21 protein-coding genes are annotated in these 21,602 nt (G+C 74.2%); 13 read left to right on the top strand and 8 right to left on the bottom strand.

Annotated features, from left to right (window positions below; translation table 11 throughout):
• Positions 1-153: 153 nt before the first annotated feature.
• The 4 genes from moeZ to ACFRAR_RS35085 all read right to left on the bottom strand — a co-directional run bounded on the left by moeZ (position 154) and on the right by ACFRAR_RS35085 (position 4,697).
• Positions 154-1,332 carry an adenylyltransferase/sulfurtransferase MoeZ gene (gene moeZ, locus ACFRAR_RS35100; RefSeq protein WP_380703798.1) on the bottom strand — a complete coding sequence of 393 codons (1,179 nt, stop codon included), beginning with the start codon at positions 1,330-1,332 and terminating at the stop codon, positions 154-156.
• A gap of 218 nt (positions 1,333-1,550) precedes the next feature.
• The gene (locus tag ACFRAR_RS35095; RefSeq protein WP_380703796.1) at positions 1,551-2,570 is read right to left on the bottom strand and encodes an NAD-dependent epimerase/dehydratase family protein; all 1,020 of its coding nucleotides are present in this window, start codon (positions 2,568-2,570) and stop codon (positions 1,551-1,553) included.
• Between the two features lie 138 nt (positions 2,571-2,708).
• Entirely contained in the window at positions 2,709-3,362 is a 654-nt protein-coding gene (locus ACFRAR_RS35090) for a hypothetical protein (protein ID WP_380703794.1), read from the bottom strand.
• Positions 3,363-3,794: 432 nt separating this feature from the next.
• Positions 3,795-4,697, bottom strand: coding sequence for an alpha/beta fold hydrolase (locus ACFRAR_RS35085; protein ID WP_380703792.1), 903 nt, complete (start codon positions 4,695-4,697; stop codon positions 3,795-3,797).
• A 235-nt stretch (positions 4,698-4,932) separates the two neighbouring features.
• Between ACFRAR_RS35085 and ACFRAR_RS35080 the strand changes: the two genes are divergently transcribed.
• From ACFRAR_RS35080 to ACFRAR_RS35070, 3 genes are all read left to right on the top strand, one after another.
• Entirely contained in the window at positions 4,933-5,589 is a 657-nt protein-coding gene (locus ACFRAR_RS35080) for a TetR/AcrR family transcriptional regulator (RefSeq protein WP_380703790.1), read from the top strand.
• A 158-nt stretch (positions 5,590-5,747) separates the two neighbouring features.
• On the top strand, positions 5,748-5,975 hold the full coding sequence (locus tag ACFRAR_RS35075) for a DUF3107 domain-containing protein (RefSeq protein ID WP_380703788.1): 228 nt from the start codon (positions 5,748-5,750) through the stop codon (positions 5,973-5,975).
• 136 nt (positions 5,976-6,111) lie between these two features.
• Positions 6,112-6,438 (top strand): hypothetical protein, encoded by a 327-nt coding sequence (locus ACFRAR_RS35070; RefSeq protein ID WP_380703786.1) that lies wholly within the window; start codon positions 6,112-6,114, stop codon positions 6,436-6,438.
• Between the two features lie 44 nt (positions 6,439-6,482).
• On the opposite strand, the gene ACFRAR_RS35065 is transcribed toward ACFRAR_RS35070, so the two are convergent.
• Positions 6,483-7,211 (bottom strand): ferritin-like fold-containing protein, encoded by a 729-nt coding sequence (locus tag ACFRAR_RS35065; RefSeq protein ID WP_380703783.1) that lies wholly within the window; start codon positions 7,209-7,211, stop codon positions 6,483-6,485.
• Between the two features lie 694 nt (positions 7,212-7,905).
• Here ACFRAR_RS35065 and ACFRAR_RS35060 point away from each other — a divergent pair.
• The 5 genes from ACFRAR_RS35060 to ACFRAR_RS35040 all read left to right on the top strand — a co-directional run bounded on the left by ACFRAR_RS35060 (position 7,906) and on the right by ACFRAR_RS35040 (position 13,488).
• The gene (locus tag ACFRAR_RS35060) at positions 7,906-9,972 is read left to right on the top strand and encodes a DEAD/DEAH box helicase (RefSeq protein ID WP_380703802.1); all 2,067 of its coding nucleotides are present in this window, start codon (positions 7,906-7,908) and stop codon (positions 9,970-9,972) included.
• 176 nt (positions 9,973-10,148) lie between these two features.
• The gene (locus ACFRAR_RS35055) at positions 10,149-11,021 is read left to right on the top strand and encodes an alpha/beta fold hydrolase (protein WP_380703781.1); all 873 of its coding nucleotides are present in this window, start codon (positions 10,149-10,151) and stop codon (positions 11,019-11,021) included.
• Positions 11,022-11,431: 410 nt separating this feature from the next.
• Positions 11,432-11,581 (top strand): hypothetical protein, encoded by a 150-nt coding sequence (locus ACFRAR_RS35050; RefSeq protein ID WP_380703804.1) that lies wholly within the window; start codon positions 11,432-11,434, stop codon positions 11,579-11,581.
• Between the two features lie 309 nt (positions 11,582-11,890).
• A complete protein-coding gene (locus tag ACFRAR_RS35045) occupies positions 11,891-12,529 on the top strand; it encodes a DUF6758 family protein (protein WP_380703779.1) in 639 nt (212 codons plus the stop codon).
• A 98-nt stretch (positions 12,530-12,627) separates the two neighbouring features.
• Positions 12,628-13,488 (top strand): PHP domain-containing protein, encoded by an 861-nt coding sequence (locus ACFRAR_RS35040; RefSeq protein WP_380703777.1) that lies wholly within the window; start codon positions 12,628-12,630, stop codon positions 13,486-13,488.
• Positions 13,489-13,557: 69 nt separating this feature from the next.
• On the opposite strand, the gene ACFRAR_RS35035 is transcribed toward ACFRAR_RS35040, so the two are convergent.
• Entirely contained in the window at positions 13,558-14,199 is a 642-nt protein-coding gene (locus ACFRAR_RS35035; RefSeq protein ID WP_380703775.1) for a suppressor of fused domain protein, read from the bottom strand.
• A gap of 452 nt (positions 14,200-14,651) precedes the next feature.
• On the opposite strand from ACFRAR_RS35035, the gene corA reads away from it, so the two are divergent.
• Positions 14,652-15,773, top strand: coding sequence for a magnesium/cobalt transporter CorA (gene corA, locus ACFRAR_RS35030; RefSeq protein WP_380703773.1), 1,122 nt, complete (start codon positions 14,652-14,654; stop codon positions 15,771-15,773).
• Positions 15,774-15,780: 7 nt separating this feature from the next.
• On the opposite strand, the gene ACFRAR_RS35025 is transcribed toward corA, so the two are convergent.
• On the bottom strand, positions 15,781-16,719 hold the full coding sequence (locus ACFRAR_RS35025) for a DMT family transporter (protein ID WP_380703771.1): 939 nt from the start codon (positions 16,717-16,719) through the stop codon (positions 15,781-15,783).
• Between the two features lie 137 nt (positions 16,720-16,856).
• On the opposite strand from ACFRAR_RS35025, the gene ACFRAR_RS35020 reads away from it, so the two are divergent.
• The 4 genes from ACFRAR_RS35020 to ACFRAR_RS35005 all read left to right on the top strand — a co-directional run bounded on the left by ACFRAR_RS35020 (position 16,857) and on the right by ACFRAR_RS35005 (position 20,686).
• The gene (locus ACFRAR_RS35020) at positions 16,857-17,396 is read left to right on the top strand and encodes a hypothetical protein (RefSeq protein WP_380703769.1); all 540 of its coding nucleotides are present in this window, start codon (positions 16,857-16,859) and stop codon (positions 17,394-17,396) included.
• 149 nt (positions 17,397-17,545) lie between these two features.
• Positions 17,546-18,844, top strand: a complete 1,299-nt coding sequence (locus ACFRAR_RS35015) for a magnesium transporter MgtE N-terminal domain-containing protein (protein WP_380703767.1) — start codon at positions 17,546-17,548, stop codon at positions 18,842-18,844.
• A 76-nt stretch (positions 18,845-18,920) separates the two neighbouring features.
• Complete coding sequence (locus ACFRAR_RS35010; protein WP_380703800.1) at positions 18,921-19,469, top strand: DUF1003 domain-containing protein; 549 nt, start codon at positions 18,921-18,923, stop codon at positions 19,467-19,469.
• A 56-nt stretch (positions 19,470-19,525) separates the two neighbouring features.
• Positions 19,526-20,686, top strand: a complete 1,161-nt coding sequence (locus tag ACFRAR_RS35005; protein WP_380703765.1) for an Mrp/NBP35 family ATP-binding protein — start codon at positions 19,526-19,528, stop codon at positions 20,684-20,686.
• A 97-nt stretch (positions 20,687-20,783) separates the two neighbouring features.
• Here the strand turns inward: ACFRAR_RS35005 and ACFRAR_RS35000 are convergent, their stop codons facing one another.
• Positions 20,784-21,452, bottom strand: a complete 669-nt coding sequence (locus ACFRAR_RS35000; RefSeq protein WP_380703763.1) for a hypothetical protein — start codon at positions 21,450-21,452, stop codon at positions 20,784-20,786.
• Between the last annotated feature and the right edge of the window lie 150 nt (positions 21,453-21,602).

Genomic DNA, 21,602 nt, shown 5'->3' with positions numbered 1-21,602 from the left:
TTCCTCCCCCCCCACCCCGGCGGGCCCGTCAATAGGTTAATACCCCCCCGGGGCCCCGCCGACCCCCCCCCCCGGGGGGGGCCCGCACGCAGGGTGGCGGGCCCGCCGGACGGCGGGCCCTCCTCCGTTGAGCGTCTTCCGGCCGGACAGGGCCTAGTAGACCGGCTTGTGCGGCTCGATCTGGTTCACCCAGCCGAGCACGCCGCCGCCCAGGTGGACGGCGTTGCCGAAGCCCGCGGCCTTGACCACGGCCAGCACCTCGGCCGAGCGCACGCCCGACTTGCAGTGCAGCACGATCTTCTTGTCCTGCGGCAGCTTCTCCAGCGCGTCGCCCAGCAGGAACTCGTTCTTCGGGATCAGCACCGCGCCGGGGATGTTGACGATCTCGTACTCACCGGGCTCGCGGACGTCGATGAGGTAGATGTCCTCCTTGTCGTCCTGCCACTGCTTGAGCTGCTGCGAGGTGATGGTCGAACCGGCGGCGGCGGCCTGCGCCTCGTCCGACACGACGCCGCAGAAGGCCTCGTAGTCGATCAGCTCGGTGACCGTCGGGTTCTCGCCGCAGACGGCGCAGTTCGGGTCCTTGCGGACCTTCACCTGGCGGTAGTTCATCTCCAGGGCGTCGTAGATCATCAGCCGGCCGACCAGCGGGTCGCCGATGCCGGCCAGCAGCTTGATCGCCTCGTTGACCTGGATCGAGCCGATGGACGCGCACAGCACGCCCAGCACGCCGCCCTCGGCGCAGGAGGGGACCATGCCCGGCGGCGGGGCCTCCGGGTAGAGGCAGCGGTAGCAGGGGCCGTGCTCGGCCCAGAACACGCTGGCCTGGCCGTCGAAGCGGTAGATCGAGCCCCACACGTACGGCTTGCCGAGCAGCACCGCGGCGTCGTTCACCAGGTACCGGGTGGCGAAGTTGTCGGTGCCGTCCACGATCAGGTCGTAGCCGGAGAAGATCTCCATGACGTTGGAGTTGTCGAGGCGCTCCTGGTGCAGCACCACGTCGACGTACGGGTTGATCTCCTTGACCGAGTCCCGCGCCGACTCCGCCTTGGAACGGCCGATGTCCGACTGGCCGTGGATCACCTGGCGCTGGAGGTTCGACTCGTCGACCACGTCGAACTCGACGATGCCCAGCGTGCCGACACCGGCGGCGGCCAGGTAGAGGAGGGCGGGCGAGCCGAGGCCACCGGCGCCGACGCACAGCACCTTGGCGTTCTTCAGCCGCTTCTGACCCGCCATGCCCACGTCCGGGATGATCAGGTGGCGGGAGTACCGGTGGACCTCGTCAACGGTGAGCTCGGCGGCCGGCTCGACCAGGGGTGGCAACGACACGGGGACTCCGATGGGTCTTGTTCGGATGGCCAGGGCCAACCTCGGTGTGGGGTTGTTGCTCCGCCACGCGGGTGGCTCTCTAGGCCAACAGTGTCATGCCCTTCCGCTATTCCGAGACAGCCATTCCGGCATACGAGACGAGCGGCGCCGGATGGTGGAAACCCCCGGAAAACGCCCCGGGCCCGTGGTTGACGGGCCCGGGGCACCGCGCGGCGCGCTCACACCCGGCAGGCCGTCTCCAGCCAGACGTCGCCGAGCGACTCCTCCAGCGGCACCTGTGTCCGCCATCCGAGACGGTCCCGGGCGGTGCGCACGTCCGCCTGCCGCCACGGCACCGGCTCGCCCGGCGCGGGCCGGCCCTCCGGCCGGTGCCCCTCCGGACGGTGCCCGGGCAGGTGGTGGGCGGCCGGGTGGTGGCCGCCCTGGTGGTGGCCCGGCAGGTGGTCGCTGCCCGCCCCGGCGGCCTGCGCCGGCAGCAGGACCTGCCGGTTCTCCTCGACGATCGTCCCCTCGAAGCCCGAGGCCCGCACCAGCAGCTGGGCCGCGTCCCGGGCCCGGACGGCGTGTCCGCTGCCGACGTTGATCACCCCGGTGGCGGCCGACACCGCGGCCGCCTGGATGGCCCGCGCGACGTCCCGCACGTCCACGAAATCCCGGTATCCGGACAGGTCCGGCATCCGCACCTGGTGCTCGTCCCGCTCCAGCGCCCGCCGCAGGCCCTCCGCGAGCCGCCCGAACAGCGACGCGGTCGGCGCCCCCGGCCCCACCACGTCGAACACCCGCAGCACCGCCGCGTCCAGCCCGGAGGCCAGCACCAGCTCCGTCCCGGCCAGTTTGGACACCCCGTACGGGCCGACCGGCCGCGGTTCGGCCTGCTCGGACACCGGCACCCCGCCGGGCACCGGCCCGTACTCGGCGGCCGATCCGACGTGCACCAGCCGGCCCGGCTCCCGGCTGCGCCGGATGGCCTCGCAGACGGTCGCGACGGCCAGCGTGTTCGACCGGATCAAGGTCCGCGAGCTGCCGTAGGTGGCGCCCGCGCAGTTGATCACCACCTGCGGCGCGACCGCGTCCAGGAACCGGGCCAGCGCGCCCGGGCTCCCGGTGGTCAGGTCGAAGCGGATGTCGGCCGAGTCGCGCCGGCCGAGCACCGTCACCTGCAACTCCTGGTCCATCAGCAGACGGTCGGTGACCCGGCGGCCGATGAAGCCGTCGGCGCCCAGCAGCAGCACCCTCATCGGGGGTGTCCTTCCACGAAGCCAGCTCGGGACGACCTGGCGGACTGAAATTCGACGAACGGGACGAAAGCGGGGATCCACGGCGGATCCCGGGGTGGGTCGGGGCGGTCGACGACGGGGGCGGTCGACGGACGGCGCTCAGCGGTGCGAGTCGGCCCGGCCGAGCACCACCACGGCGTACGCCGGCAGCGCCGCCGCGACCGCGCCGCCGCCCCCGAGGAAGGCCGGGTACCGCGGGACCAGCTCCGGGTGGATCTCCCGGAAGGCGCCGATCACCGGCTCCACGGCGAAGCGTTCCTGCGCCCGCGGCCGACCGGCCGGCCCGAGCCGGCCACGCCGCTCCTCGTCCCGCGGCGGCGGGCAGGCCCCGGCCAGGGCGCCCGGATCGCGGGCGGGCACCAGCGGTCGGCGGGCGGGCCCTGAGGCCGGGAAGGCCGGCAGCGTGCCGTCCTCCCGGGCGAGCGCCGCCAGCCGGTACGGCCCGGGCCCGAAGCCGGCCCGCTCCCCCGGCAGCACCAGGGCCCGCAGCAGTTGCTCGTACGCCCCGGCGTGCCGGCGTCTGCGCCGCGCCCCCGGGGCCCGGCCGCCCGGCGGGCGCCCCCACGGCGCCCCCCGGTGCCCGCCGCACCGGGCCGGCGACGGCCGCTCGACGGCGTCCCGGCCCTGCGGCCCGGCCGGCCGGTACCACGCGAACTCGTGCTCCGGCAGGCCCTCGGCCGGCCGGTCGCACCAGTCTCCGGCGCCACGCTGGGGATGCGGACGAGCACCCTCGGTGAGCAGGGCAACGCGCACGGGAGACCTCCGGGGCAGAGCGGATTCGCTGGGCGGGATCACGGACGGATCGACGGATTTCCGGGCGGTCCGAGCGGTCGCCCGGGGCGCCCGGCCCGGCGGCGGGGACGGCCGGTCCGGAGCGTCGCGTTCCGCGCCCCCGGGCGTCCGCCCGCTCCGGCGGTCGGGCCCGACCCGCCGGGACCTCTCGGCCGCGGCCGCCCTCCGGTTCCTCCGGCGGCCGCGACTCCCCCACACCTGTTCGGTCCGACAGCAGAAAGGTAGGACCGGCCCAGGCCGATCCATCGGTCACATGCCTGCCTGCCACCTGATCGAGTGAACCGCAGTGACCTCGGCCGGAGCCGGGCCGTTACCGGGCGGTATGCGCGGCCGCCCGCGCGAGTCCCGCCCGGCCCGCCGCGGTCAGCCCCCGGCCCGCCCGGCCCGCCGCGGTCAGCCCCCGGCCCGCCCGATCAGCTCCCGCACCGCCCGGGCGACCTGGTCGGGGTGCTCCATCATCGCCACGTGCCCGGACTCCGGCAGCACCAGCAGCCGGGCGTCCGCGAAGGCCTCGCAGGCCCGGCGGGCCGAGCGGTAGGAGACCAGCCGGTCGCGCAGCCCGTACACCAGGAGCACCGGCGCCTTCACCTGCTCGGCCTGCCGCCACAGCGCCTGCTCGCCGCGCTCGGTGTACGCCGAAACGATGCCGCGGGCCGAACCGGCCAGCGCCCGCATCGCGTGCGGCACCTCCAGCCGACGCCGGTACTCGGCCACCGCCTCGGCCCGGACCGTCGGGCTCAGGCCGTCCGGGTCGCCGTAGACCAGCCGCAGCAGGTCCGCGGTGGCGGCCTCGGCGTCGCGCCCGCCCGCGGACAGCCGGCGCAGCAGCGCGGGCACCCCGGGCACCGCGAGCAGGCCGGTCGGCCAGGCGGTGTGCTGCGGCGGCAGCTCGGGCAGGGCCGGCGAGACCAGGGTGAGGCTGCGCACCAGGTCCGGGCGCAGGGCGGCCAGCCGGACGGAGACCGCGCCGCCGAGGGAGTTGCCGAACAGGTGGACCGGGCCGCGGCCGGAGGCCTCCAGGTAGCCGATCACCGCGCGGACGTGGCCGGAGACGGTGAGGTTGCCGTCGGTGGGCGGGTGGGAGCGGCCGAAGCCGGGCAGGTCCACGGCCTCGCCGTCGACCACGGCGGAGAGCCGGCCCATCAGGGCCTCCCAGTTGGCGGCCGAGCCGCCGAGGCCGTGCACGAAGAGCCCGGGCTCGCGCCCGTCGGCGGCGCCGTCCGCGGGCGGGCGGTGCACCGCGAGCACCGCACCCGGGACCTCGACCGTACGCACCTGCCGCTCAGCGCTGCTCATGGTGGACGATGGTAGTGAGCCGGGCCCGCGGACGGACGCGACGGGCAGCCGGGCCGGTCCGGTCGGCCGCTGCCTCCGTCACACCACTGCCGACGCCGAGGTCAGCGCCGTATTGTGGGCTCCTGACAACCAGGACGATCGTCTTTTCTCGCCTCCGCCGAACGCGGGCGCGGTTACCGAAAAGTAGAATCGGCCTTCTTGCCAGCCCCGGACAGAACCCGAAGTGAGGAGCGCCGTGACGGCCATCCAGGAGGCGCAGGAGCGCCCGCGCGGTGCCCGCCTGCCGCGAAGCGCCCGCCGTGAACAGCTGCTCGGTGCCGCCCAGGAGGTGTTCGTCGCCCAGGGCTACCACGCGGCCGCCATGGACGACATCGCCGACCGCGCCGGGGTGAGCAAGCCGGTGCTCTACCAGCACTTCCCCGGGAAGCTGGAGCTCTACCTGGCGCTGCTGGACAAGCACTGCGACGCGCTGGTCGACGCGACCCGCGAGGCGCTGTCGGCGACCACCGACAACAAGCAGCGCGTGGCCAACACCATGGAGGCGTACTTCAACTACGTCTCCAGCGAGTCCGGTGCCTTCCGGCTGGTCTTCGAGTCGGACCTGACCAACGAGCCGGCCGTGCGCGAGCGGGTCGAGCGGGCCTCCGAGGCGAGCGCGACGCTGGTCAGCAAGGTGATCCAGGAGGACACCGACCTGCCCGAGGCGGAGTCCAAGCTGCTCGCCGCCGGGGTCTGCGGCCTGGCCCAGATCACCGCCCGGTACTGGCTCTCGCAGGGCCTGGAGATCCCGCGCGACGAGGCGATCCGGCTGGTCGCCAGCCTGTCCTGGCGCGGTCTGAAGGGCTTCCCGATGCACCCGGGCGACCAGGCCGGCGAGGGCGCCGCCCAGTAGGACAGTCCCACCGCCCACCGGGGCCGATCACCCGACCTTCGCCGGGCCGGTGATCCGGTGCTCTATGGTGAAGCCGTACGGCGCGGTCGCCGCGAACGCTTGTCCCAGGCGGTCCGGTGCCCGTGCGTGGAGGCTGCAAACCCGGAGGGACGGAAGCCGTGGAGGTCAAGATCGGCGTGCAGAACGCGCCGCGCGAGATCGTGATCGAGAGCTCGCAGACTGCCGATGAGGTCCAGAGCGCGGTCGCCAAGGCTCTGGAGGGCTCGGAGAAGATCTTCGCGCTGTCCGACGAGCACGGCCGCCGCATCATCGTCCCGGCCGAGCGCCTGGCGTACGTGGAGATCGGCGAGCCGTCCGTCCGCAAGGTCGGCTTCGGCACCGCCTGAGGCGGCGCGCGAGATCGTTCCGGTGCCCCGTTCCCGTGAGGGAGCGGGGCACCGTCGCGTGTACGGCCGGGTGGGACGGGGTACGGCGACAGGTGCGACGCCGGTGTCGCACGCCCGTTCCCCCCGGGAGGCAGCCTTGCTGGTCGAGTCGATCGCCTTCGCCCTGGTCGGCCTGGTCACGGGCGGCGCCGCCCTGCTGGCCCTGCCCTCGTACTTCCGGGCCGCCCGGCGGGTGACACTGGGCACCGCGCTGGCGGCGGCGCTGGTCGGCGGGGTGGTCGCGCACTTCAGCCTGGACGGGCGCTACCCGGCGATGTCCGTCGCGGTCGCGGCGGTGGCCTCGGGCGTGCTCACCTCGCTGCTGGCCCGGCCGGACCTCGCCGCCGGGCGCGTCCCCGCGCACCGGCACCACCCGCACCGGCCCGGCGCCCACCGCGCGCGGCGGCGGCACCGGGCGGTGTGACCCCGGGCGTCGGGACGGGCGTCAGGACGGCGTGAGGACGCGGGTCAGGAGGCCAGGCCGAGGGCGGCCATCCGCTTGGTGTGCGCCTCGGTGATCCGGTTGAACATCTTGCCGACCTCGACCAGGTCGAAGCCCTGCACCTGGACGCCGCCGACCAGCAGGTTCGACAGCGCGTCGCGCTCGGCGACCACCCGCTGGGCCTGGCTGAGCGCCTCGCCCATCAGCCGCCGGCCCCACAGGGCGAGCCGCCCGCCGGCCCGCGGGTCGGCCTCGATGGCCTGGCGGACCTTGTCGACGGCGAACTGGGCGTGGCCGGTGTCGGACATGACGCTGAGCACCAGGTCGCGGGTGTCGTCGTCCAGCCGGACGGCCACCTCGCGGTAGAAGTCGGTCGCGATGGCGTCGCCGACGTAGGCCTTGACCAGGCCCTCCAGCCAGTCGGAGGGCGCCGTCATCCGGTGGAACAGCTCCAGCGGCTCGACGAACGGCCGCATCGCCTCCTGCGGGTTCGCGCCGATCTCGGCCAGCCGGTCGTGCAGCCGCTGGTAGTGCTGGAACTCGGCGGAGGCCATCCGGGCCAGGGCCGCCTTGTCGGCGAGGTCGGGCGCCAGCTTGGCGTCCTCGGCGAGCCGCTCGAAGGCGCTCAGCTCGCCGTACGCGAGCGCGCCGAGCAGGTCCAGCACGGCCGCCCGGTAGGCGGGTTCGGCCGAGCACGCGGCCCAGTCCCCGATCGAGCCGGCCGCCGTGTCCTGCGTCTCACCATGGGTCTCCATGACCCGCCACCTTAGTCCCGCCCGGCCCGCTCCCCCGTCACCGGGCACGCACGGTGACCGGCCGGAACGACCGGTCCGGCGGCAGTTGCCGGGGGCAATGTCAGACGCGTCACGTGTTCGAGTCGTCGCCTGACTGTATGGTGGTACGGAGCCCCGTCGTGTTCGCACGGTGTCACCGCCGTCTCGGTAACCCGCGCGAGCCCGCTCCGTAGCGGCGCCGTCCAACCGGACGTGCCCGCACCGGAAGCACGGGTCCTCATGTACGCGGATGCCCGGTCGGAGAGCCGATCGGCTCCGACCATGGCTTGGACTTCAAGCCTTGGCACCGCATCAGTGGCCGAGCGAGGGCCGCCGAGACCACGCCCCGAGGCGGAGGTCCCGCGCAGGTCCCTCACGGGAACCTTCCCCGACGCCGCCGGCGACGCGCCCCCGCACCGGGGCAGCGCGCACCGGCCGGCCGCAGGGACCGGCGCGGTTGTGCGTCGCGCAGCTGTATCAGGGCCTCCCAGGCCCGTACGCAGCCGTGCGGCTGCCCGTCCGCCGCTCGCTCTCGGCCCCTCCACACGGAAGAGGCAGCACCCTGTCCACCACCGCTGAACCCATCAAGACGACCTTCCGGGACCTGGGGGTCCTCCCGGAGACCGCCGAGGCCCTGGAGGCCGTCGGCATCGTCCACCCCTTCCCCATCCAGGAGATGACCCTCCCGGTCGCGCTGACCGGCCACGACGTCATCGGCCAGGCCAAGACCGGCACCGGCAAGACCCTCGGCTTCGGCCTCCCGCTGATCGAGCGGGTCACCGTGCGCGCCGACGTGGACGCCGGCCGGGCCACCGAGGAGCAGCTCTCCGACTTCCCGCAGGCGCTGATCGTCGTCCCGACCCGCGAGCTGTGCACCCAGGTCACCAACGACCTCCAGACCGCCGGCAAGGTGCGCGACGTGCGCGTCCTCGCCGTCTACGGCGGCCGGGCGTACGAGCCGCAGGTGGAGGCGCTCTCCAAGGGCGTCGACATCGTGGTCGGCACGCCGGGCCGACTGCTCGACCTGGCCGGGCAGAAGAAGATGAACCTGTCCAAGGTCCGCTCGCTGGTCCTGGACGAGGCCGACGAGATGCTCGACCTGGGCTTCCTGCCCGACGTCGAGAAGATCATCACCATGCTGCCGGCCAAGCGGCAGACCCTGCTGTTCTCGGCCACCATGCCGGGCCAGGTGATCAGCCTCGCCCGCCGGTACATGAGCCAGCCGACCCACATCCGGGCCACCGCCCCGGACGACACCGGCACGACCGTCGCCAACATCGAGCAGCACATCTTCCGTGCGCACTCGCTGGACAAGGTCGAGATGGTCTCGCGCATCCTCCAGGCCGACGGCCGCGGGCTGGCGATGATCTTCTGCCGCACCAAGCGCACCGCCGCCGACGTCTCCGACCAGCTGACCCAGCGCGGCTTCGCGGCCGGCGCGGTCCACGGCGACCTCGGCCAGGGCGCCCGCGAGCAGGCGCTGCGGGCCTTCCGCAACGGCAAGGTCGACGTGCTGGTCTGCACCGACGTGGCGGCCCGCGGCATCGACGTCGAGGGCGTCACCCACGTCATCAACTACCAGTGCCCCGAGGACGAGAAGACCTACCTGCACCGGATCGGCCGCACCGGCCGCGCCGGCGCCTCCGGCACCGCCGTCACCCTGGTCGACTGGGACGACATCCCGCGCTGGCAGCTGATCAACAAGGCGCTGGACCTGTCGTTCAACGACCCGGAGGAGACCTACTCCACCTCGCCGCACCTGTACGAGCTGCTGAAGATCGCGCCGGGCACCAAGGGTGTCCTGCCGCGCTCGGAGCGGACCCGTGCCGGGCTCAGCGCGGAGGCGGTCGAGGACCTCGGCGAGACCGGCGGGCGCGGTGCCCGTTCGGGCCGCGGCGGTCGCGGCGGCCAGGACGGTCGCGGTGGCCAGGACGGTCGCGGCGGGCGGGACGGCTCCGGCCGTCCGGGCGGCGCCGCGGTCGAGACCGAGGAGCAGAAGCCGCGCCGCACCCGTGAGCGCCGCCGTACCCGTCGGGGCTCGACGGTCGAGGGCGAGGCCGCTGCCGTCGTGACCGAGGCCGCCGTGGTGGCTCCGGCCGTCGAGGGCGCCGAGGGCGAGGCCGCGCCGCGCCGTCGCCGTCGCCGCTCGCGCGGCGGGGCCGGGGCGGGCGAGGCCGTGGTGGCGGTCGAGGCGGCTCCGGTCGCCGAGGCCGTCGCCGCCCAGACCGTCGCCGCCGCCCAGGCCGTCACGGTCGAGGCTGCTGTCGAGGCGGTCGCCGAGGCTCCGGCCGAGGTGAAGAAGGCGACCCGCACCCGGGCCCGCAAGCCGAAGGCGGAGGCCGTCGAGGCCGCTGCCGAGGCTGTGATCGAGGCCGCCATCGAGGCCCCGGCCCCGGCCAAGAAGGCCACTCGCGCCCGCAAGCCGAAGGCGGAGGCCGTCGAGGCCGCTGCCGAGGCTGTCGTCGAGGCCGCCATCGAGGCCCCGGCCCCGGCCAAGAAGGCCACCCGGGCCCGCAAGCCCAAGGCGGAGGCCGTCGAGGCCGCTGCCGAGGCTGTCGTCGAGGCCGCCATCGAGGCTCCCGCCCCGGCCAAGAAGGCCACCCGGGCCCGCAAGCCCAAGGCCGTCGCCGAGACCGCCCCGGAGGCCCCGGCCGCCGAGGCCGCGACCGAGGCTCCGGCCCCGCGCAAGCGCACCCGGACCCGCAAGGCCGCCGCGCCCGCGGAGGCCACCCCGGAGAGCTGACACTCCCCGCGTCCGCCCCGAGGGGGCGGGCCAGGCCACCCCGGCCCGGCCCGCCCCCTCGGGCGTTCTCCCGGCCCGGCCCCATCGGCCGAGGCCCGGCCCGCTTCCCGGGTGTTCCACGCCCTAAGCTCGGGGCCACCGGGCATCCGCCGGCCGGACAGCAGGGAGAGCAGCCCATGAGCAAGCCGCCGTTTCTGACCCTGCCCGCCTGCGCGCGCGCCGAGCGGCTGGCGACCGGGCGCGGGGAGTTCGCGGCGTTGCGGGCTGAGCCGGACGGGCCGGTGCGCGGCTCGGCGCTGCTGGTGCCGGGTTTCACCGGCAGCAAGGAGGACTTCGTCGCGCTGCTGGAGCCGCTGGCCGCCGCCGGGTACCGGGTGACGGCCGTGGACCAGCGCGGGCAGTACCAGAGCGGCGGCCCGGACGACCCCGCCGCGTACGGCGTCGAGGCGCTCGGCGCGGACGTCCGGGCGCTCACCGAGGCGCTGGCGTCCGACGGGCCGCTCCACCTGCTGGGGCACTCCTTCGGTGGCCACGTGGTGCGCGAGGCGGTGCTCGCCGCGGCCGTCGACGGCCCGCTGCCGTGGCGGTCGCTGACCCTGATGTCCAGCGGCCCGGGCGCGATCGACCCGGCCGAGGCGGCCCGCACCACGCTGCTGCTGGACGCGTTGCGGGTGATGGACCTGGAGCAGATCTGGCAGGTCATGCGGCAGCTGGAGGCGGAGAGCGGGCAGCTGGTGCCGGCCCCGGAGCCGACCGTCGCGGAGTTCCTGCACCACCGCTGGCTGGCCAACGTGCCGCGGTCGCTGTCCGTCACCGGCGGTCACCTGGTGGCCGCGCCGGACCGCGTGGCGGAGCTGGCCGCCGCCACCGCCGGGCTGCCGCTGCTGGTGCTGTCCGGGGTGCGGGACTACGCCTGGCCGGTCCCGGAGCAGACCGCGATGGCCGAGCGTCTGGGCGCCCGGAGGGTGCTGGTCGCGGACGCCGGCCACTCCCCCAACGCCGAGCGGCCGGCCGCGACGGCCGAGGCGCTGGCGGCGTTCTGGGGCTGACCCGCCCGCGCCGGGCGGGGCCGGACCCGCCCCGGTTCCCGACTTCCTCCAGAAGTGGTCTGTACCACTTCTTCAACTTCGATCTACTTCAACGCAGGACAAAATTCGTTAGTTACGGTAATCTTTGATTCTGTCCGGGAATCATCGCCGGCTTCCACTCCGGCATCGATCACCCGAAACCCGGACGTTACGGACGGGCAACGGCCCGGTAGCACCACCACGTCACCGTGGTTCACGAGGCACTGGACGCACCAGGCAAGCAGGGGGATCCCCTGCCGCAACGGACCGCCGTACGCGCGACCAAGCACCGCTCGGCCCGGCCGCACCGCCGGACCCGCAGGACCGCCGAAGGGCTGACACCGACTCAGCCGCGATCGCCCCGCACGCCGGGGCCAGGAAAGGAGACGCCCATGACAAAGACCATGCGTTTCGAGATCGTCCGACTTGACGACACCGCCGCCGACCCACTGATCGCCGACGCCGCCACCGTGAACGAGCTCGTCCAGGCCGCCGCCCGCACCGGTGAGCGCCTGCTCATCCGTCCGTGCCCGACCGTCTGACCCGGCGCGGCGCCTCCGACCGGGAGCCCTCACCCGCCGCCGACGAGCCGGGAGCGTCCGATCCGGACGTTCCGATACCCGACTGACGCCCCGTCACCGCATTCGCCGATGACGGGGCGTCAGTGTTTCCGGGACCAGAGGCCCGGACGCGTTTGCCGCCGCCCGGGACGGGACATCCCCCAACGGGAACCGCCCGCACCGCGCCCGTCCGGCGCCGGACGGGCGTCCGCCACCGACAGGTGCCGCCGAGCCCTCCGTACGGGTGATCGTCCTTGACGCGGCGGGCCGGAGGGAGGAGCGTTGTCGGCTATGAGGGGCGAGCCAAGCTGCCCGAGGTGCGCCGGTCGGGTCCGCGCCCCCGGTCTGTTCTCAGACACCTGGCAGTGCGACCGGCACGGAGCGGTGCACCCGATGCAGCCCGTGCTGCCCCCGAGCGTCGAGGCCCTCGGCGTCGCCGTCGCCCGTTCCCAGGTCCCCGTCTGGCTGCCCTGGCCGCTCCCGGTCGGCTGGCTCTACACCGGCATCGCCCACGTCGGCGACGACGTCTCCGGCGCCCGGGCCACCGCCGTCGCCTGCTCCGGGCCGGCGCCGCTCGGCGGCTTCGGCGAACTGGTGCTGGTCGCCGAGGAACTGGGGGTCGGCCTCGGCGCCCGCTACGCCGGCCTGCCCGGACCGGACCCGGGCGACTCCGTCGGCCTCTACAAGCCGGCCGACGCCAAGCTGATGGCCGCCGGGCGGCCCACCCCGATGTTCCACGTCCCGGACGCCCCCGCGGACCGCGCGGTGTTCGCCGGCGAGGCCCGCGGGCTCTGGCTCTGGGCGGTCGCCTGGCCCGAGCAGTCCGCCCTGGTGATGTACGACGAGCTGGTGATCACCGACCTGCGCGAGGCCGGCGCCGAACTGGACCTGCTGCCCTGCGGGGCCCTCTCCCCCCGGCTGCTCGGCTGACGGGCCTATCCTGGGCGGCATCCACCGGGCCTGTCTGACAACTGGCGTGCGCCCGGCGGGAATCGTCAGACAGGCCTTGACCACCAGGAGCCCGATCCGTGCGCATCGACCTGCACGCCCACAGCAACGCCTCCGACGGCACCGACAGTCCGGCCGAGCTGGTCGCGGCGGCCGTCGCCGCCGGCCTCGACGTGGTGGCGCTGACCGACCACGACACCGTGGCCGGCCACGCCGAGGCCGCCGGGGCGGTGCGCGCGCTGCCCGCCGGCACCCGGCTGACCGTCGTCCCGGGCGCCGAGCTGTCCTGCGTCGTGGACGGCATCAGCATGCACCTGCTGGCGTACCTGTTCGACCCCGAGGAGCCGGAGTTCACGCGCGAGCGGGAGCTGGTGCGCACCGACCGGTTCCGGCGCGGCCGGGCGATCGTCGAGCGCTGCCGGGAGCTCGGCGCGGAGATCAGCTGGGAGCAGGTGCGGCGGATCGCCGGGGCCGGCTCGGTCGGCCGGCCGCACATCGCCAGCGCGCTGGTCGAGGCGGGCGTGGTGGCCACCGTCTCGGACGCCTTCACCGCCGACTGGCTGGCCAACGGCGGGCGGGCGGACGTCCGCAAGCACGAGACCGACCCGGTGGAGGCGGTCCGGCTGGTCCGGGCGGCCGGCGGGGTCCCGGTGTTCGCCCACCCGGGCGCCGTCAAGCGCGGCCTGACGGTCTCCGACCAGGTGATCGCGGACCTCGCGGCGGCCGGACTCGCCGCACTGGAGGTCGACCACACCGACCACGACGAGGAGACCAGGGCGCGGCTGCGCGGCCTGGCCGGTGACCTCGGCCTGCTGGTCACCGGCTCCAGCGACTACCACGGCACCCGCAAGACCGTGCGGCTCGGCGAACACACCACCGACCCGGCGGTGTACGAGGCGCTGCTGGCGCAGGCCACCGGCGCGAAGCCGGTCGAGCACTGAGCCGGTCGAGCACCGGGGCGATCGAGCACCGAGAGCACCGAGAGCGTCGAACACCGAGCCGACGCGGTGTCAGTCCAGCCGGACGCCGCGCCGGTCCGGGTCGCGCAGATCGGCGCCCTGGTTCAGCCAGCGCTCCTGGAGCGCGGCCGCGCCGTGCACCCGCTTCCAGCCCGCCTCGTTGGGCGTCATCGGCAGCAGCGGCAGGAAGCGGACCGGGTCGGCCGGGTCGGCCAGTTCCAGGTCCTCGACCAGGCCGCCCGGTTCGGCGGCCAGCACCGAGGTGAAGGGGGCGCCGTCCCAGAGCGGGGAGCCGAGGTCCAGCGAGCCGCCCGGGGCCACCACCAGGCCCTCGACCTGCGGGGTCGCGGCGAATGTGGCCAGGGTGCGCAGCACGCTGTCGCGTCCGCCGCGGACGGTCAGCACCAGTTCGGCGCGCGGGCCGCGCAGCTGGTCGGCGACCGGCGAGGTCGGGTCGGCCATCGGCGCGGCGGACATGCCGAGCGTCGCGTACCGCACCAGGCCCTCGGTGTCCGGGCCGAAGCGCAGCACCTCGATCCGGTCCGCGCCGAGGAAGGTGACGGCCGCGCGGCCGCCCGGTTCACCGAAGGTGGCGATCAGCCGGGCCTCGACGGCGGCCAGCACCGCCTCCCGGGTGAGCTCGGGGGAGCTGCCGCCGTGGGGATCGCCGAAGGGCGGGAAGTCGTGCGCCATGCCGGTGAGCGTAACCCCCGGGGCGTCTCGGGCCGCGTGCGGGCGGGCCCGGAGGCGGTCGCAGGCCGGACTGCGCCAGGAACCCGTAAAGCCTTCGGAAACCCTCGGGAACCCCTCGGGTTCGATGGCCGGTCAGATGTTAGGGTGAGCGACTGGCCACCGGAACCGTTTCGTTCCGGGGCGGCGGCGTGAAGGAGGTGGTTGCGGTGGATACCGGCCGACCATGCAGTACCGGCAGCTCTGCCCGGCCCCGACCTCCCCGTACCCCTCGCCCCGCAGGCGCAACCGGCTGAATCAGCCGCGGTAGCCCCGGGCGCGGGACGCACGGCGAACGGCCGGCCGGGAGAGCACTTTCATCCCCCGTTCCACCGGTGTTCTCCGCCGTCGTACCGCGGCCGAACGTTTCTCCTTCCGTGCCGCCGCACGACGGCTCCTGCCTCTGGGAGCCTGCCATGTCGATGATCAACAGCCTGCGCGCCGCCGTCCGCACCAACCGCCGTCGTGGCGCGGCCGGTGGCTACGACGCCCTGCCCGAGGGTGCCGCCTCGGCGGTCGTGGACTGCGCGGTCTACCAGCACGGCAAGCGCACGGGCGAGACGTGCAGCCCGCGCGAGGCCGCCCGCCGGGTCAAGGCCGCCCACCAACTCCCGGAGGGCGAGGGCTCGTTCAGCTGGATCGGGCTGCACGAGCCGACCGAGGCCGAGTTCGAGGGGATCGCCCAGCGCTTCGGCCTGCACCCGCTCGCGGTCGAGGACGCGGTGCACGCGCACCAGCGGCCGAAGGTCGAGCGCTACGACGACGTGCTGTTCGCCGTCTTCAAGACCGTCCGCTACGTCGAGCACGACCAACTCACGCCCACCAGCGAGGTGGTGGACACCGGCGAGCTGATGGTCTTCGCCGGGCGGGACTTCGTGATCACCGTCCGGCACGGCGGCCACGGCTCGCTGCAGGAGCTGCGCCACCGGCTGGAGGCCGACGCGGACGAGGCCGGGCTGCTCGCCAAGGGCCCGTCGGCGGTGCTGCACGCGATCGCCGACCACGTGGTGGACAACTACCTGCTGGTCGCCGAGCGGCTCCAGAACGACGTGGACGAGATCGAGTACGGCGTCTTCTCGGCCAAGGGCGGGCGCAGTGCCGATGTCGGTCGGGTCTACCAACTCAAGCGCGAGGTACTGGAGTTCAAGCGCGCCGTGGCGCCGCTGCTGCGCCCGATGCAGCAGCTGTCGGAGCCGCTCCAGCGGCTGGTCGACCCGGACGTCCAGAAGTACTTCCGGGACGTCGCCGACCATCTGGCCCGGGTCGCCGAGCAGGTGCACGGCTTCGACGAGCTGCTGAACTCGCTCCTCCAGGCGAACCTGGCGCAGGTCTCGGTGGCGCAGAACGAGGACATGCGCAAGATCACCGCCTGGGCGGCGATCTTCGCGGTGCCCACCATGATCACCGGTGTCTACGGCATGAACTTCAAGTACATGCCGGAGCTGGACGTCCAGTACGGCTACCCGACGGTGCTCGGCGCGATCGTGCTGATCTGCGTCGGGATGTACCGGGGCTTCCGCCGCAACGGCTGGCTCTGACCGCCCGCTACCGGCGCCCGCCGCGGGCGACCAGGACCAGGCCGAGCAGGATCAGCACCACCGCCGGGTAGGCGGCCGCCGGGGGCCACTGGCCCAGCCAGAGCGCGGCGATCAGCGTCGCACCCGGGGTCTCCAGCAGGATCGCGGTGGAGGTGATCGAGGGCCCGAGGCTGCGCACCACGCGGTTGCTCAGCGAGTGGCCAAGCAGCTGGGCGGCGACCATCAGCAGCACGATCTGCCACCACACCCCGGCCGGCCACCCGGCCAGCGGTGTCCCGGCGACCAGGCAGATCCCCAGCAGGACGGCCGACGTGGTGGCGTAGCAGACCAGGGTGTACGCGGTGGTGCTGACGGTCTTGCGGACCTCGGCACCCAGCAGCATGTACCCGGCCGCGGCCAGGCCCGCGGCGAGCGCGAGCGCGTCGCCGAGCAGCGCGCGCGGGGAGAGCGAGAGGTCCACGCCGGTCAGCACCAGCACGCCGGCGAAGGCGACGACCGTGCCGAGCCAGACCAGCCTCGGCGCCCGGACGCCCATCAGCCGCATCAGCAGGATGGTCCACAGCGGGGTGGTGGTGACCAGGGCGGTGGCGGAGGCCACCGAGGTCATCCGCAGGCTGGGCATCCAGAGCGCGAAGTGCACGGCGAGCAGCACCCCGGCGGCGACCGCGAGCAGCAGCGCCCGCCGGCCGATCCCGCGCAGCTCGGCCCGGTGGCGCAGCAGCGCGTACGGGCCGAGGACTCCGACCGACATGACGTTGCGCCAGAGGGCGATCGCCAGGGCGGGCGCGGCGGTGGCGCTGATCAGCGGGCCGGAGAAGGAGATGCCGCCGATCGAGACGGCGAGCAGCAGCAGGTCGAGGGTGGGGAGCGGGTGCGCCGGACGCGGGTCGGCGGTCGTGGTCGCGGGGGCGGTGGTGGGGGCGGTCGCGGGCCGGGCGGCGGACACGGCGCTCCTTGCTGGTCGCGGTGGCGGGGCGGTGGTACCGCTGGGCGGTCATACCGTAAGGCCCGTGGCACGGTGATGGAACTGTCGCCCGGAGGTTGAGACACCCCGTGGACGGAGGAGCCCGTACGCTGTCCGCCATGGACCGTACGCCCGCCGCCGCGACCGCCGACGACTTCCTCGACCAGGCCCTGCTGGAGGAGACCGCGAAGAAGTCCGGACTGCTCTGGGTGCGCGCGGACGGGCAGGAGCAGGCCCGGCCGCTGTGGCACGCCTGGCACGACGGCGCGGTCGTGGTGGTCGGCGGGGGCGGCGAGCAGCCGCTGCACGGCCTGGAGCCGGGCACCGGTGCCACCGTGACCGTCCGCAGCAAGGACAAGGGCGGCCGGCTGACCGGCTGGAGCGCCCGGGTGGTCGAGCCGGCCCCGGACGGCGAGGCCTGGCGGGGCGCCGTCGAGGAGCTCAAGGCCAAGCGGCTGAACGCCCCCGACACCGACGCCATCACCGACCGCTGGGCCCGCGAGTGCCGGGTGCTGCGGCTGGAGCCGACCGGTCCGCTCACCGAGCGCCCGGGGGCGATGCCGGACGGCTCGCACGCCGCCCAGCCGATGCCCACCCCGGCCACCACCCGCCTGCCGATCCCGGCAGGTCTGCCCAAACTGCTGTTCAAGCGCCGTTAAAGCCCCCCGAGTGTTAAGCAAAGGATGCCGCCGCGGACGCCTCGGGCCGCTACCGTGCCTCCCGGCCGGACTTCGAACACGCAGGTAGCCTGGCCACCAGGTGCGCCCCCGGCGCATCCGGTACGGCGTCGAGCGAGTCGAGGGAGTCCATGGCGGGACCAGGCACCCGGGTCTTCATCTCCCATCTGTCCGCCATCGCGGTCTTCGACCCCAACGGCGACCAGGTCGGACGGGTCCGGGACGTGGTCGTGTCGCTGCGGCTGGGCGCCCGCCCGCCGCGCGTGCTCGGCCTGGTGGTCGAGGTGGTCGGCCGGCGCCGGATCTTCCTGCCGATGACCCGGGTGACCAGCCTGGAGTCCGGCCAGGTGCTCACCACCGGCGTGATCAACATGCGCCGCTTCGAGCAGCGCCCGTCCGAGACCCTGGTGCTCGCCGAACTGCTGGACCGCACCGTCACCTGGTCCAAGACCTCCGAGCGGGTCACCGTGCTGGACATCGGCATGGTGCAGACCAGGCTGCGCGAGTGGGAGATCAGCAAGGTCTTCGTCCAGGTCGGCCGGGCCGGCCGGCTGCGCAAGGGCAAGGGCGAGCGGCTCACCCTGCACTGGCAGGACGTCACCGGCTTCTCTGTGCCCGAACAGGACCAGGGCGCGGCCAACCTGCTCGCCACCTTCGAGCAGCTGCGCCCCGCCGACCTGGCCGGCGTGCTGCACCACCTGTCCGCCAAGCGCCGTGCCGAGGTGGCCGCCGCCCTCGACGACGAGCGGCTGGCCGACGTCCTGGAGGAGCTGCCCGAGGACGACCAGGTCGAGATCATCGGCAAGCTCCAGGAGGAGCGCGCCGCCGACGTCCTGGAGGCGATGGACCCGGACGACGCCGCCGACCTGCTCTCCGAACTGCCCGGCGAGGAGGCCGAGCGGCTGCTCCAGCTGATGGAGCCGGAGGAGGCCGCGCCGGTGCGCCGCCTGCTGACGTACGAGGAGGACACCGCCGGCGGTCTGATGACCACCGAGCCGATCGTCGTGGAGCCGGACGCGACGGTGGCCGAGGCGCTGGCCCGGGTCCGGGTCAGCGACCACAAGCCCGCCCTGGCCGCGCAGGTCTTCGTCTGCCGCCCGCCGAACGAGACCCCGACCGGCCGCTACCTGGGCACCGTGCACTTCCAGCGGCTGCTGCGCGAGCCCCCGTACGTCCTGGTCGGCTCACTGGTGGACGACGACCTGGACCCGCTGCCGCCGGACACCCCGCTGTCGCTGATCACCAGCTACCTGGCGACCTACAACCTGGTCGCCGCGCCGGTCGTGGACGAGGCGGACCACCTGCTGGGCACGGTGACCGTCGACGACGTGCTCGACCACCTGCTGCCGGACGACTGGCGCGACGCCGCGCTGCACGCCCATGACGAGGCCCACGACGACGAGAGCGAAGGGGTGGCCGGTGGACGGTGACCGCAACGGACGGCCGGACGACTCCGCGCGCCGGCGCCTCCAGGGCGAACTGCGCCAACTGCGTCAGCTGCGCGAACTGCGCACCCGCGAGGGCGGCCGGGACCGGCGCCCGGAGACCACGCCGATCACCGGCACCGGCCGCGTCCGGCTCGACCAGCCGCGCACCGCCCGGCCCGGCCTGATCACGCTGCCCTCCTACGACCCGGAGGCCTTCGGCGTCCTGTCCGAGCGGATCGCCCGCTTCCTCGGCACCGGGCGGTTCATCGTCTGGATGACGGTGGTGGTCGTCGTCTGGATAGCGTGGAACACCCTGCTGCCGGCCCATGTGCGCTTCGACGAGTACCCGTTCATCTTCCTGACCCTGGCGCTGTCGCTCCAGGCCTCGTACGCGGCCCCGCTGATCCTGCTGGCGCAGAACCGCCAGGACAACCGGGACCGGGTCAACATGGAGCAGGACCGGGCCCGCAGCGACCGCGCCATCGCCGACACCGAGTACCTGACCCGCGAGGTCGCGGCCCTGCGCCAGGGGCTCGGCGAGGTCGCCACCCGGGACTTCGTCCGGAGCGAACTCCAGTCCCTGCTCAGGGAACTCGACGAGCGCCGGGACGCCCCCGAGACGCTGTGACCGGCGGCACCCTACCGACGGGTTAAGCGGTTCGCCGGGCGCCGTACCATCAAGGCATGGCCAACGAGACAGAGGTCGCGGCCGGCGTCACGGAGGACTCCGTACGCCAGGCGCTGGCGACCGTCAACGACCCGGAGATCAACCGCCCGATCACCGAGATCGGCATGGTGAAATCGGTCGAGATCGCCGAGGGCGGCGCGGTGCGCGTCGCGGTCTACCTGACGGTCTCCGGCTGCCCGATGCGCGACACCATCACGACCCGGGTGCGCGAGGCGGTCGGGAAGGTCCCCGGCGTGACCGGCGTCGAGGTCGAGCTCGACGTGATGAGCGACGAGCAGCGCAAGGAGCTGTCCCAGCTGCTGCGCGGCGGCGCCCCCGAGCGGGAGATCCCGTTCGCCAAGCCGGGCACGCTGACCCGGGTCTACGCCGTCGCCTCCGGCAAGGGCGGCGTCGGCAAGTCCTCGGTGACCGTCAACCTGGCCGCCGCGATGGCCGCCGACGGCCTGAAGGTCGCCGTGGTCGACGCCGACATCTACGGCCACAGCGTGCCGCGCATGCTGGGCGTCGAGGGCCGGCCGACCCAGGTCCAGGACATGATCATGCCGCCGCAGGCGAACGGTGTGAAGGTCATCTCGATCGGCATGTTCACCCCCGGCAACGCCCCGGTGGTCTGGCGCGGCCCGATGCTGCACCGCGCGCTCCAGCAGTTCCTCGCCGACGTCTACTGGGGCGACCTGGACGTGCTGCTGCTGGACCTGCCGCCGGGCACCGGCGACATCGCGATCTCGGTGGCCCAGCTGGTCCCCAACGCGGAGATCCTGATCGTCACCACCCCGCAGATGGCCGCCGCCGAGGTGGCCGAGCGGGCCGGCACCATCGCGGTGCAGACCCACCAGAAGATCGTCGGCGTGATCGAGAACATGTCCGGCATGCCGTGCCCGCACTGCGACGAGATGATCGACGTCTTCGGCACCGGCGGCGGCCGGACCGTCGCGGACGCGCTCACCCGCACCGTCGGCGCGACCGTCCCGGTGCTCGGCTCGATCCCGATCGACGTGCGGCTGCGCGAGGGCGGCGACGACGGCCGCCCGGTCGTGCTCGCCGCGCCCGACTCCCCGGCCGGCGCGGCGCTGCGCGCGGTGGCCGGCAAGCTCGGCGGCCGCCAGCGCGGGCTGTCCGGGATGTCGCTCGGCCTGACGCCCAGGAACAAGTTCTGAGACGGCGTTCGACGAGGGGCCGGGTGGTTCGCCGCCCGGCCCCTCCGCCGTCCTCCAGGGCCGCCAGGGCCGCCAGGGCCTACGGGGCCTACGGGGCCTACAGCCGGGTGTAGGAGCCCAGGTCCGGGACGGTGGCGAAGCCGAGGCCGTAGGCGCTGACGCCGCGCCCGTAGGCGCCCAGCAGGACGCCGGGGGCCTCGCCGGCCAGCACCCAGCCGTACTCGGACTCGCGGTAGCGGAAGGGCTGCGGCAGGCCGTTGACCGGCAGGCTGAGGGTGGACCAGCCGGGCCCGGCCAGGTCGTCGGCGAGGTCCCAGGCGAGGCTGCTCTGCTGGTCCAGCCAGTCCTGGCGCAGCGCGCGGTCCAGCTGCCCGGGCCAGGTCGCGGCGAGCAGGCCGGAGCCGGCCAGCCAGGCGGCGGAGGAGGCGGAGGTGGCCTCCAGGGTGCCGGTGTTGTCCGCGCTGCGCCGGCTGTCCCGGCGGGCCACGGTGACCACGACGGCGAACTTCCGCACGTCGCGCGGCTCGTACCGCTGGGCGGGCTCGTCGCCGTGGCCGAGCGAACCGTAGTCGACGCTGCCCGCGGCGCGGGCCCCGGCGCCGGCCTGCACCAGGAAGCGGCGGCCGGTCCAGCCCTCGTCCAGCCCGTACCAGGGGAAGTCGGCGGACAGGTAGGGCACCAGCGGGTCCGCCGGACCGGCCTGTCCGCCGACCACCGGGCCGCCGGCCGTGGCCGTCGCCCCTCCCGCCTGACTCGTAGCGTCCATCCCCGGGCCTCCTCAAACACACGTTTGCCTGCCGTGGCGCGCTCCCATGGTGGCGTACCGCGGCGCTCCCCGGGGCCGTTCCTGGACCGCGACGGGGCGCGATGTGACGGACGGCTCAGCGAGAACAATCAGCACAATAGCGGCGCGCGA

This window comes from Kitasatospora sp. NPDC056651 (genome assembly GCF_042792155.1).
Lineage (GTDB): Bacteria > Actinomycetota > Actinomycetes > Streptomycetales > Streptomycetaceae > Kitasatospora.
Note: the sequence above shows the minus strand (reverse complement) of the source record. Positions and strands in the feature narration are given on the sequence as shown.

Coding starts and splice junctions, on each gene's coding strand:
- ACFRAR_RS35095 (WP_380703796.1), bottom strand. CDS start 2,570: ATGAGGGTGCTGCTGCTGGGCGCCGACGGCTTCATCGGCCGCCGGGTC.
- ACFRAR_RS35085 (WP_380703792.1), bottom strand. CDS start 4,697: ATGAGCAGCGCTGAGCGGCAGGTGCGTACGGTCGAGGTCCCGGGTGCG.
- ACFRAR_RS35065 (WP_380703783.1), bottom strand. CDS start 7,211: ATGGAGACCCATGGTGAGACGCAGGACACGGCGGCCGGCTCGATCGGG.
- ACFRAR_RS35060 (WP_380703802.1), top strand. CDS start 7,906: ATGACCCTCCCGGTCGCGCTGACCGGCCACGACGTCATCGGCCAGGCC.
- ACFRAR_RS35055 (WP_380703781.1), top strand. CDS start 10,149: ATGAGCAAGCCGCCGTTTCTGACCCTGCCCGCCTGCGCGCGCGCCGAG.
- ACFRAR_RS35050 (WP_380703804.1), top strand. CDS start 11,432: ATGACAAAGACCATGCGTTTCGAGATCGTCCGACTTGACGACACCGCC.
- ACFRAR_RS35045 (WP_380703779.1), top strand. CDS start 11,891: ATGAGGGGCGAGCCAAGCTGCCCGAGGTGCGCCGGTCGGGTCCGCGCC.
- ACFRAR_RS35035 (WP_380703775.1), bottom strand. CDS start 14,199: ATGGCGCACGACTTCCCGCCCTTCGGCGATCCCCACGGCGGCAGCTCC.
- corA (WP_380703773.1), top strand. CDS start 14,652: ATGTCGATGATCAACAGCCTGCGCGCCGCCGTCCGCACCAACCGCCGT.
- ACFRAR_RS35020 (WP_380703769.1), top strand. CDS start 16,857: ATGGACCGTACGCCCGCCGCCGCGACCGCCGACGACTTCCTCGACCAG.
- ACFRAR_RS35015 (WP_380703767.1), top strand. CDS start 17,546: ATGGCGGGACCAGGCACCCGGGTCTTCATCTCCCATCTGTCCGCCATC.
- ACFRAR_RS35005 (WP_380703765.1), top strand. CDS start 19,526: ATGGCCAACGAGACAGAGGTCGCGGCCGGCGTCACGGAGGACTCCGTA.
- ACFRAR_RS35000 (WP_380703763.1), bottom strand. CDS start 21,452: ATGGACGCTACGAGTCAGGCGGGAGGGGCGACGGCCACGGCCGGCGGC.